Source organism: Pontibacter toksunensis (assembly GCF_042686245.1).
Classification (GTDB): Bacteria; Bacteroidota; Bacteroidia; order Cytophagales; family Hymenobacteraceae; genus Pontibacter; species Pontibacter toksunensis.
The window spans coordinates 119,412-134,724 of sequence record NZ_JBHUOX010000006.1 but is presented as its reverse complement, the minus strand read 5'-3'; the positions used below and the strand labels follow the sequence as shown (position 1 = coordinate 134,724).

The following is a 15,313-nucleotide window of genomic DNA, read 5'->3' as shown; positions in this document are numbered from 1 at the left end:
CTGCTTTCGATCAGTAAACAAGTTGTTGGTGAAAACACACAACAACGGCAGCAGTAGCTCTCTATTGCCCGTAATGGAGCCTATAGAGCCTTAGTCTCAGCGGGCCGGCCCGCTGAGACTAAGGCTCTATAGGCATGAAATAAAGCGCAACTTGTTTATTTGCTAAAATAGGCAGCGTACTTTTCCGGCAACTCCTCCAGGTTCCTTATCTTAACATCTTTGTAGTATACTTCTGCGGCTTCGCTCTGTAGCTGTATCTTTCCCTTGGTGAGGGGCTTTGATTTGCCATTTTCTACATAGCGGGAGTTCTGAAGTACCATCACGACATGCCCGTTCACGATGTGTAGGCTCTTGTCTTTAAAGCAAACCAGTTCTATGTCTGTCCACTCCCCTTCCAGACTCTCATGGTCTTCGCTGCGCAGGGCAAACCCGCTGTTGTTGGTGCCAGCGCCCAGCGGCAGGAAAGGCTGCCTGGTGCTTGCCACTGTATTCATGTCTCCTTCTGGTATGAAGGCGCGCACGTCTATGGCAGAGTTAGCAATGGTCCAGTAGTCACCCATATGCCCTTCCATGATCTGAAACTCCTGAGAAAGCATCCAGGCACGCCAGTAGTCTTTCCCGCTCTCGCCAATGGAGTGGTACAACACCCCAGAGTCCTTCAGCTTATCCATGCGTGGCACCCACTTTTTCTCGCCCCACTTTACCTTCAGCTTCAGGTGGTAGTTTTCGAACTCCTGCTTCGTAAAAACACACCCATAGATCTCGCCACTTACCTTCAGAACAGGTTCTCCTTTTTCTTCCACTATGGAGAAGACATTGTTTACGTTCTTGTTGTACCCGATAGGAACTATTGCCCTTCCGTCTGCTTCTTTTGGCGCTTCGCCGTTGTAACCATCCTTGTGTCGGTAACTCAGGTACATCTCCCATTTAGATAAGTCTTTGTCGAGCAAAGGCACCCACTTCTCTTCTGCAGAGAAGGAACTGATGCCAAACACTGAGACAAAGACAACAGCACAGACTGCCAGCGCTTTGGTAACTTTAGGTAAATTTTTCATGGTTTATTTTTAATATGATTAAACAGATTTGAAGCATTCCCATAGCACCTTTCCCTTTGAAGCAGAATATAACAACCTCCTTACTACTGTAAGTGAGTTCAAAGCCCCACACACTTTGCCTGGCGGGACATACTTCAGCGCCAGGTAAAGAGCTGCTTTGTCAGGGAGCAGGTAAGTATCCTCAAAATTAAGTTAAGGAGGGTGCCGTAGTATGGTATAAATCTGCTGTTTTATGGTAAAACTGCCTCGTTTTTTGTACTTTCATTTTATGAAGCGCTATATCCAGTACGAACCATTTAATATTTACCTGTTCGACACCAGCGAATGGCAGCATCCGGTTCACAAACATTCTTACTTCGAGATTATTTTTATCAGGAGTGGGCGTGGTCTCCATGTCATCAACGACAATACCGTGCTATACACCGCTGGCGATGTGTTTTTGCTCGGGCCGGAAGACTACCATTATTTCGACATCCAGGAGCACACCACCTTTTGCTATATCCGGTTTACAGAAGTATATATAAAAGACCAGGACGTACAGAAGGTGCCAGACTGGATGCGGACGATTGAGTTTATCCTGAACTCGCCCTACCAATGCGAAGGAACAATTGTAACGGATGCGGAAGAAAAGGAGCACCTCGACCGTTTGCTTTCGGTGCTGCTTTATGAATACAACAACCAGGAAGAAAGCTCTTATGAACTCATCATGCACAGCATTATGAATGGCATGCTGGGCATCTTGGCCAGGAACATGGTGCGGCAGAAACTAATCGACAAAAAAAAGACGAAGAGTTCTCGGTTGATTGAGGATATTATGCTGTACATCAGCCAGCATATTTATGAACCTGACGCGCTGCGGATGGAGCAGTTGGTGGAAAGATTCAACTTCTCACACAGTTACCTCAGCGTTTTCTTCAAAAAGCAAACCGGTGAGTCGCTGCAGCAGTACATTTTAAAGTATAAGCTGAAGATGATTGAAAGCCGCCTGCAATCCGGAGACAGGAGCATTTCGCAGACGGCATACGAGTTTGGCTTTACAGACGGAAGCCATCTGAACAAGCTTTTTAAGAAGTATTATGGCGTTGCACCGGGTGCTTTTAGAAGCACTCAGATGAATGATAAAAGCAAATAATTTTTACGACTTCAATATTTTATGTGTCTTTAATATTTCCTGTTGATATAAAGTGATTTATCTGAAATTTAGCGTAAATGGATTATCTTGAATTACAGATTGCTTCAACTGGATTTGGCTATGCTTTCGTGTGGCTGATGAAAGCTTAGTAAAATTCTAAAGCAAGCAGAAATCAAACTTGAAAGACTATGAATCTTTTTGAATTAATACTCGGCATACTTGTTACTGCGGGTTTTGGATATGCACTGGTAAAAAATATATGGAAGCCTGGATTTGGATTTGCACTACTCAGAGTTGAAACTGTTTTAGGCCTTGCAGTCGGAATTTATGTTATAATCAGTTCCGTGATTTGATAGTAAATTCTAAGTATGGATGGTGGCCAATAGCCTCTAGTCCTGTACTTCGGGCAAATCTTCTAGTTCAATTCCTTCGCCGTTAATGATGACGTCGTTGAATAGCACGTCTTTTACGTTGGAGAACTTAAAAGGCACTTCTACCTGGTCTATCTTTACATTTATCAGGCGGATATTCTTTACCGGCGACTGCTCATAACCCTCCAGCAGCACGCCCACTTTGCCGCCATTCTTCACCGTCATATTCCTCACTTCAATGTTGCGGACAGTAGGAAGGTACGGGCCTTCGTCTTCATAAAACATGTTGACGCGTATCACTTGCTCTGCTACCTGTCCCACCTCTATGTTGCGCAGGTAAACATTCTCCACCACGCCGCCACGCATTGAGCTTGTTTTAATTCGCAGGGCCCTGTCAAGTAAGGGGCTGTTCATGGTGCAGTTCTCTGCAAACACGTTCCGGACACCACCAGAAATTTCGCTTCCGATAACCACGCCACCATGTCCGTTTGCCATAGAGCAACCTTGTATGATGATGTTTTCACTCGGCACATTAATGCGGCGGCCGTCCGCATTCCTGCCAGATTTTATGGCAATGCAATCGTCTCCCGTGTTAAAATAGCAGTCTTTAATGAGCACATTTTTGCAGGATTCAGGGTCACAGCCGTCTGAATTTGGTCCCTGGCTCTCAACGGTTACCTTCTGTATGGTTACATTGGTGCATAACACCGGGTTGAGTATCCACATAGGTGAGTTGATAATAGTAACTCCTTCTATCAATACATTCTCGCAGCGGTAAGGCTGCACAAATTGTGGCCTCAGATAGAAGCCATCTCCAAATTTTCGGTCGCTGACAGGCACATTGTTTTCCGCCATTTCGAACAAGGCGGCTCTTTTGTCGCCATCTGTCTGATTCGGAGTGCCTTCCTTCCAGCCATACTTTTTGCTTCCTTTCCAGGGCCACCAGTTCGACTCATTTGCCTGTCCATCCAGAGTACCCTCACCCGTTACGGCAATGTTCTTTTCTTCAAAAGCGTAAATCAGGGGCGAATAATTCATCAGTTCCACACCCTCCCAGCGGGTATACACCAAAGGCAGGTAGTCCTTCGGGTTTGTTGAGAACAAGATGGTTGCTCCTTTCTCCAGGTGCAGGTTTACGTTGCTCTCCAGGTATATGGGCCCTGACAGGTACTTACCAGCTGGCACCACCACACGTCCGCCGCCTTCACTGCTACAGGCTTCAATGGCTTTTCGGATAGCGGCTGATGCATCTACAGTTCCATTCCCTACTGCGCCATAGTTTGTTACCAGGAAGTCTTTGTCCGGGAAGGTTGGTGGGTTTATCTGCTGCATAATTTCGTCTACGTTTTCCCAGGCATCCAGCGTTTCTGAAACAGGTTGCTCTGCTACTGTGCCGCCCCTGTTACAAGAGAGCAAAACAAAGAAACAGGCTAAGGACAAGAAAAAGTAGATAACGCGGTTGGTGTTCATAAGAAAGAGCTTTATACTATTGATTACCTGCTTTACGTTCGGTTTCAGCCAGCATGGGCGTGCTTCGTTTGCACAGTTGTAGGGACAGCCCCCATGGGTCGCGGAGCATCACCAGGTGTGAACCATCCTCATACTGCTGATCGGAAACGACACTGGCTCCTGCTTTTTCCAGCCGCGCTCTGTCGTGGGCAGGGTCTTCCGAAACAAAAGCCAGGTGCACCAGCAGCGGGTTCATCTCGCGGTACAGCGGCACTTCATCAGCAGGGTTCCGGTAAATTTCAATCATAATCCGGTCGCTGTTATCTGCCAGGAACGTCATGTAAGGTGGATCCTGTAGCTGCTTCACAACTTTCAGCTCCAGGTGCTCTACATACCAATCCGCCATAGCCAAGGGCTCTTCCACATTCAGCGCAAAGTGTTCTAGTTTCATTTTTATTGACGGTAATATGATTGAATGATAACCTAATTTAAATTCCCTCTTAATGCCACGCAGCAGACCATTTTGCCAGGTGCACATTATGACACTCCACTGTCCGAGCGTTCAGCGAGTTTGGAGGGTCTTGATTCTTTTGCTTACTTTTCTCATCAAGGAGAAAAGTAAGGCCCCGCCGGCGAGGCGAAAAGCTTCTAAGATCCTACAAGTTGATTTTCATAAGAACCTCGCCTACGAAGTTACAACACACAGTTTGTTTTTATTCTATTATTTCAACCACTTCTCCAACCACGCAAAAGCATCTTCCTGCATCGCGATGGTCATGGAATGCGGCACATCATAGTACTTGCACGCGAACTTATCCGCGGCTTTCATTTTTCCATAGATGCCCGATAGCTTTTCTTCGGCAGCCTGCATTCCGGCTATACTGAAAAGCTTGTCCTGCTTGCAGTTCATCACCATCAGGGGGCGGGGCGCATTCAGCGAGGCAACATCAGGCAAATCAAGGAACTGGTACTGCCGCGGCACATACATCATCCAGGTATGGTGCGCGTGCTGCTGTAGCATCTGCTCGTACGTAGTAGAAAATGCCGCTATCACGCCTGCCTTTATCCTTGAATCGAGGCCGAACAAATAAGTACTGCGCAAGCCGCCCAAGGAAAGGCCGATGCAACCGATGCGCTCCGGGTCTACCTCTGGCCGGGACAGAAGATAATCTATGGCCACTCTGTCGTTTTGGGCGATGATGCCAAGCCAGGTAGTACCCGAGGTCAGTATCGTTTTATTCATGGCTATTTCGTTCGGTCCGGCCAGCTTGTTGAAGAGTTTGATGCGTTCACTTCTGTCAGCCTCTTCAATAGCCTCAAAGTACCCTTTCGGGGCTATCAACTGTTCCGGGTCCAGCTTCTGAGAGCCGAAATAAATGGCATCGGGGCAGAGCACGACAAATCCCCGCTTCGCCAGTTCATTTGCATAGTAGCGCCCTTCATACAGGTTCTGCACATACTCCACCAGTATCTCCGGCTGGTTATCGGTCAGCGTATGCTTCTCTTTCCCGAAGAAGTAAAAGCCGCCATGGTCGTGAAGCGCTATTACGGCAGGTGCTGGTTTAGTTAGGTTATCAGGCACCAGCAGGAAGGCTTCAGTTTTCTGTAGCGCATTCACGTTATACCGCACCAGGTACTGCGTATAACCGTCCCGCTTGATCGTGCTTAAAATTTCTGAATTTAGGGGTGCAGGTTCAGGATTGAAAGCAAGCAGTTCGTTCAGCTGTGCTTTGGCAGTTTTTCGCCACTTCTCCACACTCCTCCAGTTCCTGGACAGATACGATAAGCGGCTGTTGTTTTTGCTGGAGTAGGCATCCAATAAAGGATAAAAGTTACCTACATCAGAAGCAGGCTGTTGTGCATAGGCAGCAACACTGGCAAAGGTCAGCAAAAGAGAAAGACAAATTGCCTTTAGAGCGGAATGTAAAAGATAATGGGTTTTATACACAGATTCTTGAACAAAGTATTTGTACAGGACCAGATTCAATTGATGCGGCCTAATTAACTATTCTTTAAAAGCGCTTTCTATTTCTTAGCAGATGAGGCAGGCAAATCCAGCGTTTTCAATCCGTTAAACACCAGCTGCGCAACTGCTTTGGCACCCTCCGGCTGAAAGTGCGTATTATCATTTTGCCCCTCCGGATACGCTTCATACTTACCGGCAGGCAGGTTCATAAAATAGTTATTGGTGACATACTCCTGTCCCTTTGCCGTAAAGGCATCAATAGAGCGTTGTGTCAGGTCGATAAGCGGCACCTGCAGTTCTTTTGCCACCTCCTTCACCGCCTGCGGATACTCGCCGTGCACATTGCTGAGTTTGCCGTCTTTCCATGGGTAGTTTCTGTTTACCGGTGTGAGAAGTATAGGCAATGCTCCTTTTTCACGGGTTTGCTTGACGTACAGGCGCAGGTACTCTTTGTAGGCCTGCACGTTGGTATAGCGTTCCGGTTTGTTTTCTGCGGCGTCGTTGTGCCCGAACTGCATCATCACCACATCGTTTTTCTGCAGTGCTTTGTATACTTCTTCCCAACGGCCTTCCTCAAAAAAAGTACGCGTGCTGCGGCCGCCTCTCGCTTTGTTAACGACGATGGCACTGTCTGTTTTGATGATATTCCTGATTTTAGAAAGGCTATCGGAGCTTAAAAAGGGCTGAAACACCTGTCCCCATCCTGCTATTGGAAACCGCTCCTTCATGTAATCTTTCTCATCATAGCTGCCGGTATAATCTGCTACCGTGGAGTCACCGATCAGGTATACGCTAACCGGCTTCTTTTTTAAAGGCGCGAAAGCAACAAAGGTTATACTTATGAGCAGGAGTAGAATTCCGATATATTTTTTCATAGGAATGTATTCTGATTAGGGCTTACTTTTTCAGCTTTTTGGCCAGTTCAGGCAGGGCTGTCTGCATTTCCTCGGCCACTAAATCGCTTACCCGAAAAGCGCCATAAGCCGACAGGTGGGTATCGTCTGAACGGCCTTCCGGCAGCGACTCATACTCGTTTGGCTCCAGGTGCAGGAACAGCGCTTTTGACTTTTCTTCGCCATACCTGGACAACAGTTCCCTTGTGCGTTTCTCTAAATCCAGGAGCGGCACGTTTTGCTTTGCAGCTACCGCTCTTACCACTTCCGGGTATTTTCCGTGAGTGTCTACCAGGCTTCCATTCTCAAACTTTCTGCGCACGATGGGCGTGGCCAGCACAGGTATGGCTCCCTTTGCCCGTGTCTCGGAAATATAGCGCTCCAGGTTCTGGCGGAAATCTGTTTCAGGTGCCGCATAACGGCTAGGGTCCTGGTTTTTCTGGTCGTTGTGGCCAAACTCGATGATGACATAGTCGCCCTTCTTCAGCTTTTGCAGCACTTTGTCCCAGCGGCCTTCGTCACGGAAGCTCTTGGTGCTCCGGCCGTTTACCGCATGGTTCTCTACTTTCACGCCTTCCTGCAGGTACAGCGGGAACACCTGCCCCCACCCTTTCTCTGGGTTTCCTTTGCTATAAGGCTTGTCGGCTACCGTAGAGTCTCCTATCAGGAAGATGGTGGTTTCTTTCTTCTGAATGTAGCTTAGCAGCGGGAGCATCAGGAGGACAAGCAGTCCCCATCTTGAAGCGTATTTAAAAATTACTGCGTTCTTCTTTTTCATACCATACATACCTGTTAACAGTTGATCAAGCGATTAGCTTTTAAACCTGTGCTGCCAGCGGCTTTAGAGTTATTTATCAGCCGCTACCATTTGCTTTGGAGCGAAGGCAAGCGGATTTAATTTCATGAAGCAATTTATTTCTGTGTTGTCCCCCACTTTCGCTTCCACTGAGGATAATCTTTCTCCAACAGCTCCTGCGGGGAACTGACGTACCAGCTATAGCCATTTCTTCGCTCCTCTTCTATCTCTGAGACCTTGTCCCGCACAATTCCATCACGGCCTACAAACATCGGCTGGTTTGTTTTGATAGCATAAAATCGTGCCCACAGCGGAGGTGCCGAGGGGTCTTTTACCACCACTTTATTATAGCCTTTCTGCATGGAAGCATCCTTTACCCTATCCACCCGGATTCCGGTTATCTTCACCCGATCCAGCCACGACACGGCCCCCTCCACAGCCCGTATCACATCTGGGCTTGGGTTCTCGATTGCCATCAGGTATTTTACAATGCCCACGCTTTCTCCACCGCTGATGGATGGTAACTCATAGGCTCGCGCTTTCTGGGGGCTAAAGTCGAAGCGGTCGTGCTGTGCACCCCATGCAGTCAATCTGCCACCTACTTTTATCTGTGTTTGCAGAATAACATGCAAACCTTTTTCGATGGCTTTAGCTGCCCGGTTTCTTCGTGCAGGGTCTACAAAGGTGTAAGGATTCTTTTTCTGCGCTACATCGCGTAACAGCTGCATCACTCCGATCATAGCCCCATCGTTAAATGTGATGTGCTCATAATAGCCTCTCCGAATTGGATAGAACTGGGGCCACCCGCCATTCTCGTATTGAGCTTCCAACAAGTAGTCTATCCCCCGCAGAAAGCTTTCCTTGTATTTCTTCTGCTCCGTAGCCTCATACACCCGCGCCAGGTATTCCAACTGCGTGAAGGTGGCACCATTGTCAATGGTCGAAACGTCTTCCTTCTCTGCTTTGGACATGAGTACCTTTATCTCTTCATCAGACAAGACCTTCGCCATATCTGTGTTCTTAGTCCAGCCACCGTTATCGCGCTGATATAAGAGGAGGTTATCGGCAATGCGAACAGCTTCAGAACCGGAATACCAGTCCGGCTTCTGCTGTAATATTTCTCTACTCCACCTGATGGACTCAGTAGCACGCGCAGTTTGTGTTTGTCCGGCACAAGGGGTAGAGCAGATGCAGCATAGCAGGTAAAATGCTAGTGGAATGACGGTGATTTTCAGAGAACGGAGTTCTTGCTTTAAAACGCCAATTGATTTGACATACATAAACAGTTGTCCCAGGCTTACTGGCCTATGAGTATTCTGGTTTCTCCTACCGCGAGTCCTGTTCATAACACTTTCATAACCTTTATACTTTTTCTCATACACCTTATTTCATAACAGTAACAGAATTGGCAATATGTAAGATTGTTTAAGCTGCCGTTGTAACCGGTTTTCCAGCGGCAGCTAACCTAACGTTTCATTGTCTTGGTCGGTGCTCTCAAGGCCGAGAGGCCTCGTCTTTGTGCATCGCGCTGTGTAGCTGAACCTGCCCTCGCTCTGCTCGGGCTGCCTCACTGCGTTCGTCACCGGAACATCTACAAGGCGCTCAACACAAAGACTGGAAACATATTCACTCCGTGCCAACCATTAGAAATTGCTTGGCTTTATGAAAGGAGCTTTATATGCATTGGTATAATATCAACTGACTGAGTAGCTAGCAGGCTTATACACAGAAAGCAGTTAGCCACAGGCTGCTTTATGCTTCTTATGTTACTGCTCCATTGTGAGTGCAGTGGTGCTTAGGTCTTTGCCTTTGGATACCTGCTGCGACGCGTTTTTGAAGTCTTTGCTTTCGAGTTTTACATTCTTTGTGAGTGGGCCCAGCACTTTTACTACCGGTCCTTGTTTCTCGTCATAAGTTAGACCCTTTACATCAATGTTCTTGCTGTTGTAAATCGTGAGGGCAGGGCCGCTTTCGGTTATCACCTTCACGTTCTTCAGGTTGATACCATCAGCGTCTACCGCCGTGATGCCTTTCTTCGCTTTCAGGACAGCGTTTTCTATGTTTACGTTCTTTAGGTTCATTTCTGGCAGGCCCTGCAAAGCAATCGCCTGCTCGGCTCCGGCTACTCTGATGTTCTTCATGTAGATGTCCTTAAAGGAAGGCGTTTCTTCTGTTACCGGAACAGATTTCTCTACTCTGGCTTCGGTCTCTGCGCTTTGGTCTTCTTCCAGCACAGGCGAGTTGCCGCCATAAAACAGGTTAAAGCTGATGGCCTGCGTGGGGATGTCGATCATATCGATGTTGGAGATGTAGATGTTCTCTACCACACCACCTCTACCGCGTGTGCTCTTAAAGCGAAGGCCGATGTCCGTGCCCATAAAGATACAGTCAGACACATGCACGTTTTTCACACCTCCCGACATCTCGCTGCCGACCACAAAGCCACCATGGCCATGGTACACGGTGTTGTTCTTCACGATGACATTTTCTGTAGCCATGCCTCTCTTACGTCCGTCTTCATCCTTACCGGATTTGATGCAGATAGCATCGTCGCCCACATCGAAAGTATTGTTGTAGATAACAGCGTTTTTACAAGACTCCAGGTCCAGGCCGTCACCATTTTGGGAGTACCAGGGGTTGCGCACATTCAGGTTACGAATGGTCACGTCCTCGCTCATGAGCGGGTGCAGGTTCCAGGCCGGTGAGTTCTGGAAAGTCGGGCCGTCCAGCATTACTTTCTTGCAGTCTATCAAGCTCACCATCACCGGGCGCATAAAGTCTTTCACGGCTTCAAACTGTTCTATCCTGTCAAAGTCCGGCACGTTGAAGTTACCGGTGCTGTCTCCTTTTTTAGAGCTTTCAGAGGGATACCATATCCTACCATCATCGCTCAGTACCCCTCCTGATTTCACCAGGGTCTTCCACTGCGCATCCGTCATTTTGCTTTTCTTCACAGGCCGCCAGGCATCGCCGGAACCGTCGAAAGTCCCTTTGCCTGTTATGGCAATGTTCGTCAAACCTCTGCCCGATATCGGCGACTGGCAACGGTAGGTTTCCAGGCCCTCAAAGCTTGTTTTCACGAGCGGGTAATCATCAAAATCTTCGCTGAAGATAACCATGGCTCCGGCTTCTGCATGCAGGTTAATGTTGTTCTGCAACACAATAGGGCCTGTCAGCCACATACCGCGTGGTATGGTTACTTTGCCTCCGCCCTTGGCAGCGGCTGCCGCAATGGCTTTCTCAAAGGCCTGCGTGTTCTTTGTAAGGCCATCTCCTACGGCACCAAAATCTGTAATGCTGACACTATAGTTCGGGAAGCTAGGCTCCTGCACACGCGGCATGTCAAACTCCAGCCCCTCATAGAGAGTGGCTTCCACATTGTTATTCGCGTTGGCACCTGTTGCAGTAGTCGCAGTGCTTGCTGTTGCAACAGCTGCTTCAGGCTGTGCGGAAGGCTGGCGCTGGCAGGAGAACTGGAGGGCTCCAGTAAGGCCAATCAGCAGGAACAGCCGGTTTACGGATATTTTCTTCTTATTCATATGCTATTGTATTTATTTCTTGCTTTGGAAGGTAGAGGATGTATTTGGAGTAATTCTGAACCAATCGTAATCAGCGTAGCCGGCGTCGTTGATCACATCTTTCCGGGTGGCAAAAATGCCAACTTTGGCGCCTATCCAACGGCCCGGAACAGCCGTGAAGGGGCTACCTACCTTTTTGAAGTCATTTCCGTTTTCGCTGTAACTGAACTGGCACTGGGCGCCTTTGTCCACATTTACCCGCAGGTATACTTCATTGCCGTTCAGTTTCCCCAGGAGTTGTTCACTTTCCGGTGTGCCTTTGTGCGCATCGTCTACCGTAGTGTAGGCCAGGTAGATGCCGTCTTTCTTACTCACAAGGGAGAGGTGCGCATAGTCTTCGCCCATCACTAGCAGGCCGGTGCGCTCGTTCTCCAGCTTTGGATTAGGAGTGAATTTGAGTTTAGTGGTCGCGGTGAAGGTTTCGGCAGGGAACTTCTGCAACAGCAGGTTCGGCACATCCCAGAAATTCTTGTAGTCTTCCGGGAGCTGGTCTGTGAACAGGCGCAATGCTCCCTTGCTTCCTGTTGCAAAAGCCCAGGTCGCTTTCGGGTTTGCATGCCACTGCCACTGCAGGCCCAGCCCGTTCCCATCAAACTCATCCGATTCCTGCGGCGTCACGACAGGATAGGTTTTGCCCACATCCGGCTTTTTATAGGTCATCACCGGTTCGCCTTTGCCATCACCGTCTTTGTCCACGCCAATCACCGGCCAGTCGTTCACCCACTTCATGGGCTGCAGGTGTACTATGCGGCCGTAAGCCTCCACATCCTGGAAATGGAAAAACCAGTCTTCAGCTGTTGGGGTGTTCACCCAAGCCCCCTGGTGCGGACCGTTGATACTGGTGTTGCCCTGGTCCATCACAATCTTCTCCTCATAAGGGCCATACACGTTTTTAGAGCGCAGCACCAGTTGCCAGCCCGTGGACACGCCTCCTGCCGGGGCAAAAATATAGTAGTAACCGTTGCGCTTGTAAAACTTAGGGCCTTCTACTGTCGGGTGGTTGTCGTGCCCGTCGAATACCATCACGCCATCATCCAGCAGCTTTGTGCCATCCGGGCTCATTCTGTGCACCACCAGTATACTTTTGATGCCTGCGCGGCTGCCTGCATAGGCATGCACGAGGTAAGCTTTACCGTCTTCATCCCACAGTGGGCAGGAGTCGATGAGGCCTTTGCCCGCTTGTACCAGCACCGGCTCTTCCCACTGCCCTGCCGGGTCTTTGGTCTTGACCATGTAAATGCCGTAGTCCGGATCGCCCCAGTAAATGTAAAATTCGCCGTTGTGGTGCCGGATAGCGGGTGCCCACACCCCGTTGCCATGCTGTGGCTTCGCGAAATGCTCAAGGGGTGTGTTACGGTCCAGGGCATAGCCGATGATTTTCCAGTTCACCAGGTCGTTGGAGTGCAGTATCTGCAGACCGGGAGCCGCGTTGAAACTGGAAGAAGTCATGTAATAGTAATCGCCCACGCGGCACACATCCGGGTCAGAGTAGTCGGCGTGAATAATCGGATTCTGGTAGGTACCATCTCCCTTATCTGCCACCCATACTTTAGAAACCTCTGCCGTAGCCTGTGTGGGGGTAGCTGCCGTGGTATTCCCGGTGGTCTTGCTTTGCGTGATACCTGACGAGCAGGAGTAGCTCCAGCAGGAAAGTGCTAAACTGGCATACAGGAAAAAGCGATTGTGCGTCATGATAAACGGGTTCTGCAATGGTTAGTCATACTATAGCTCCTGCGCATACGGCAGATGCTTTTCTATTTGCTGGCCGAGGCTGTCGGCTTACCCGGTTCCCAGTCTCCGAATATCTTCTCCAGCGTGTAAGCCCCGGCTTGCTCTTTTGTGAGGATGTGCGCCCATTTAACGCGCTTAGCAGGCGCTGCCCCCGGACCTCTGGAGTTATACTCCGCGTAGAAAGTGGTTTTCTCAGCATCCGGCTTGTTCCAGTTGTGCCAACCTTCCGGTTTAATGTGGTTGCCCATGTGTGTGTTGATGAACACTGTTTTGGCATAAGGTCTCCAGGGTCTGCCTAGGTAGTATGAGTTGGCAGGCGCGTTGCCCGTAAGGCGGCAGTTCAGGAAAACGAAGCCATAAGGTGTTCCTTCTAAAGTAGAGGCAGCCGTAATGTAGCTCCCGCCCTCTTTAGAATAGATCTCGCAGTTCTCAAAAACAGCAGTAGACCAGCCGAAAATAAAATCAGTGGTACCCTCAATGTAGCAGTTCTTATAGTATTGGCGGCTCTTTTCGCCATGCGGGTACAGCGTATCCTGGTAACCTAGAAAGCGGCAGTTGGTAAACATTACCTTGTCGCCGTCCACGCGTACCGCCACGGCTTGCCCTACTGGTCCGGCAGAGTTCTCGAAGGTGATGTTCTCTGCTGTAAAATCATCACCAAAAACATAGAAACTGGTGGAACCGGTGGTGCCCATCTCTTCACCAAACCGGTTTTTCTTAGCCGCATAGTCGTCGTGCGTCAGAATGGTTTTCTGAACATCCTCGCCCACAAACTTTACAGCAGTTTTGGAAGGTGGCAGCACCAGTTTCTCTTTATACACCCCGTTTTTGATGAAAACAGTAGTTTGGTTCTTTCTGAAATCAGGCACTGCATTGATTGCCTCCTGCACTGTTTTGAAATCACCGCTTCCGTCTTTGGCCACTACAAAATCATACTGCTGCGCCTGCACACTTGTCAGCACCAGGCAGAGCAATAAAATAAGTAAAGAGGTGTGTTTCTGGATAGTCATAGTAGTTGGGTTGCTGACATCAAAAAATGATTGGTAAGACTCACCTTTGTCCCCTTTTGAAGGGGACTTGCAAGAAAGCATGCTGAAAAATCAGTTAGTTCGATGCTGTCTTGTTCAGTTCTTCAAACTCTAGCGAGGCCATGATAAACGGTGCTACTGCTTTCGGGTCGTTGTTGCGGCGCTCTTCGTTGATGTAGTATTCATAGGTTCCATCCCGGTAAGGGTCGCCACCAAGGCCTGCCACCGCACACACATGCGTGATGCTGATAGTGCCATCGTCATTCTTTTCTATGAAGTTGTTCAGGATGCCGGTATACGCTTTCTGGGCGTTCTGCATGTACTTCTGGTCGATGTAGCCTTTTTTAGCGGCCTTCACCAGGAAGTAGGTAAACATGCTGGAAGCAGAAGACTCCAGGTAATTGCCTTCTCTGCCGCCCATGTTCACCACCTGCCACCAAACGCCGGTTTCCTCGTCCTGGTACTGCGTAATGGCTTTTGCCATTTTCTGTGTAATCTGCAGCACCTCGTCACGCTTCGGATGGTCCTTTGGGAGATAGTCCAGCACATCTACTAAAGCCATGGCATACCAGCCCATGGCGCGGCCCCATACATTCGGTGCTTGTCCGGTTTCAGGGTCTGCCCACTTTTGCTCTCTGCTCTCATCCCAGCCGTGGCGCCATAGACCAGCTTCTGCATCCCAGGTGTTTTTATCCACCAATACAATTTGCTTCGCTACCTCATCGAAAAGAGCAGGCTCGTTAAATTCAACTGCGTACTGTGCCAGGAAGGGAGCAGCCATGTACAGGCCATCGAGCCACATCTGGTGCGGGTATATTTTCTTATGCCAGAAACCGCCTTCAGATGTACGCGGGTGCGTGCGCATCTGGTCGCGCAGGTTCTCTACCGCCAGCTTATATTTTTCGTCGCCTGTCTCCTTATAGAGCTCCATCAGGAACTTACCCGGATTCACGCGGTCGATGTTATAGTCAGTCTTTTTGTAGGTCATGATGCTGCCGTCCTCGCTGATCATGGTGTCGGCAAATGCCTGTATGTAGTCCAGGTATTTCTGATCATCGGTTTTCTCATACACCCTCTCAATGGCACTGGCGAACAGGCCCTGTGTATAGTCCCACTTCGGCTTCTCCTTAAAATCGATCATCCAGCCTTCCGGATTTCGTTTTATGTCGGAGTCTGCCATCCAGACAGAGTAAGGTATCTCTGTGGCGGTAGCTGTTTCCTGACCGGCCGTTTCTGTTGATGACTTGCCGGAGCCACAGGCAGAAGCCAACAGCAGCAGAATGGGTAAAGCGAATTTTGTAAGCTGCATCTTCT

13 protein-coding genes are annotated in these 15,313 nt (G+C 49.0%); 2 read left to right on the top strand and 11 right to left on the bottom strand.

Going from position 1 to position 15,313, the window contains the following annotated elements:
* Positions 1-155 precede the first annotated feature (155 nt).
* Positions 156-1,055 (bottom strand): 3-keto-disaccharide hydrolase, encoded by a 900-nt coding sequence (locus ACFS7Z_RS10045; RefSeq protein ID WP_377483975.1) that lies wholly within the window; start codon positions 1,053-1,055, stop codon positions 156-158.
* Positions 1,056-1,323: 268 nt separating this feature from the next.
* Between ACFS7Z_RS10045 and ACFS7Z_RS10040 the strand changes: the two genes are divergently transcribed.
* Positions 1,324-2,187, top strand: coding sequence for an AraC family transcriptional regulator (locus tag ACFS7Z_RS10040; protein ID WP_377483973.1), 864 nt, complete (start codon positions 1,324-1,326; stop codon positions 2,185-2,187).
* Positions 2,188-2,375: 188 nt separating this feature from the next.
* The gene (locus ACFS7Z_RS10035) at positions 2,376-2,540 is read left to right on the top strand and encodes a hypothetical protein (RefSeq protein ID WP_377483970.1); all 165 of its coding nucleotides are present in this window, start codon (positions 2,376-2,378) and stop codon (positions 2,538-2,540) included.
* 36 nt (positions 2,541-2,576) lie between these two features.
* On the opposite strand, the gene ACFS7Z_RS10030 is transcribed toward ACFS7Z_RS10035, so the two are convergent.
* The 10 genes from ACFS7Z_RS10030 to ACFS7Z_RS09985 form a co-directional block, all read right to left on the bottom strand.
* Positions 2,577-4,028: a glycoside hydrolase family 28 protein gene (locus ACFS7Z_RS10030; protein WP_377483968.1), complete on the bottom strand. Its 1,452-nt coding sequence runs from the start codon at positions 4,026-4,028 to the stop codon at positions 2,577-2,579.
* Positions 4,029-4,044: 16 nt separating this feature from the next.
* Positions 4,045-4,458: a VOC family protein gene (locus tag ACFS7Z_RS10025; RefSeq protein WP_377483966.1), complete on the bottom strand. Its 414-nt coding sequence runs from the start codon at positions 4,456-4,458 to the stop codon at positions 4,045-4,047.
* Positions 4,459-4,728: 270 nt separating this feature from the next.
* A complete protein-coding gene (locus tag ACFS7Z_RS10020) occupies positions 4,729-5,898 on the bottom strand; it encodes a dienelactone hydrolase family protein (RefSeq protein ID WP_377483965.1) in 1,170 nt (389 codons plus the stop codon).
* 134 nt (positions 5,899-6,032) lie between these two features.
* Positions 6,033-6,848, bottom strand: a complete 816-nt coding sequence (locus ACFS7Z_RS10015) for a rhamnogalacturonan acetylesterase (protein ID WP_377483963.1) — start codon at positions 6,846-6,848, stop codon at positions 6,033-6,035.
* 22 nt (positions 6,849-6,870) lie between these two features.
* Positions 6,871-7,644, bottom strand: coding sequence for a rhamnogalacturonan acetylesterase (locus tag ACFS7Z_RS10010; RefSeq protein WP_377483961.1), 774 nt, complete (start codon positions 7,642-7,644; stop codon positions 6,871-6,873).
* A 134-nt stretch (positions 7,645-7,778) separates the two neighbouring features.
* On the bottom strand, positions 7,779-8,942 hold the full coding sequence (gene pelA / locus ACFS7Z_RS10005) for a pectate lyase (RefSeq protein WP_377483959.1): 1,164 nt from the start codon (positions 8,940-8,942) through the stop codon (positions 7,779-7,781).
* A gap of 486 nt (positions 8,943-9,428) precedes the next feature.
* Entirely contained in the window at positions 9,429-11,201 is a 1,773-nt protein-coding gene (locus ACFS7Z_RS10000; RefSeq protein ID WP_377483957.1) for a glycoside hydrolase family 28 protein, read from the bottom strand.
* A 12-nt stretch (positions 11,202-11,213) separates the two neighbouring features.
* Positions 11,214-12,932: a glycoside hydrolase family 43 protein gene (locus ACFS7Z_RS09995; RefSeq protein ID WP_377483955.1), complete on the bottom strand. Its 1,719-nt coding sequence runs from the start codon at positions 12,930-12,932 to the stop codon at positions 11,214-11,216.
* A 62-nt stretch (positions 12,933-12,994) separates the two neighbouring features.
* Complete coding sequence (locus ACFS7Z_RS09990) at positions 12,995-13,981, bottom strand: pectinesterase family protein (protein ID WP_377483952.1); 987 nt, start codon at positions 13,979-13,981, stop codon at positions 12,995-12,997.
* 94 nt (positions 13,982-14,075) lie between these two features.
* Complete coding sequence (locus ACFS7Z_RS09985; protein ID WP_377483950.1) at positions 14,076-15,308, bottom strand: glycoside hydrolase family 88/105 protein; 1,233 nt, start codon at positions 15,306-15,308, stop codon at positions 14,076-14,078.
* Positions 15,309-15,313 lie beyond the last annotated feature (5 nt).

What these genes read in the sequence shown, in the direction of transcription:
- ACFS7Z_RS09985 (WP_377483950.1), bottom strand. Translation starts at nt 15,308, where the DNA reads ATGCAGCTTACAAAATTCGCTTTACCCATTCTGCTGCTGTTGGCTTCT.
- ACFS7Z_RS10015 (WP_377483963.1), bottom strand. Translation starts at nt 6,848, where the DNA reads ATGAAAAAATATATCGGAATTCTACTCCTGCTCATAAGTATAACCTTT.
- ACFS7Z_RS10000 (WP_377483957.1), bottom strand. Translation starts at nt 11,201, where the DNA reads ATGAATAAGAAGAAAATATCCGTAAACCGGCTGTTCCTGCTGATTGGC.
- ACFS7Z_RS10040 (WP_377483973.1), top strand. Translation starts at nt 1,324, where the DNA reads ATGAAGCGCTATATCCAGTACGAACCATTTAATATTTACCTGTTCGAC.
- ACFS7Z_RS10010 (WP_377483961.1), bottom strand. Translation starts at nt 7,644, where the DNA reads ATGAAAAAGAAGAACGCAGTAATTTTTAAATACGCTTCAAGATGGGGA.
- ACFS7Z_RS09990 (WP_377483952.1), bottom strand. Translation starts at nt 13,981, where the DNA reads ATGACTATCCAGAAACACACCTCTTTACTTATTTTATTGCTCTGCCTG.
- ACFS7Z_RS10030 (WP_377483968.1), bottom strand. Translation starts at nt 4,028, where the DNA reads ATGAACACCAACCGCGTTATCTACTTTTTCTTGTCCTTAGCCTGTTTC.
- pelA (WP_377483959.1), bottom strand. Translation starts at nt 8,942, where the DNA reads ATGTATGTCAAATCAATTGGCGTTTTAAAGCAAGAACTCCGTTCTCTG.
- ACFS7Z_RS10045 (WP_377483975.1), bottom strand. Translation starts at nt 1,055, where the DNA reads ATGAAAAATTTACCTAAAGTTACCAAAGCGCTGGCAGTCTGTGCTGTT.
- ACFS7Z_RS10025 (WP_377483966.1), bottom strand. Translation starts at nt 4,458, where the DNA reads ATGAAACTAGAACACTTTGCGCTGAATGTGGAAGAGCCCTTGGCTATG.
- ACFS7Z_RS10035 (WP_377483970.1), top strand. Translation starts at nt 2,376, where the DNA reads ATGAATCTTTTTGAATTAATACTCGGCATACTTGTTACTGCGGGTTTT.
- ACFS7Z_RS09995 (WP_377483955.1), bottom strand. Translation starts at nt 12,932, where the DNA reads ATGACGCACAATCGCTTTTTCCTGTATGCCAGTTTAGCACTTTCCTGC.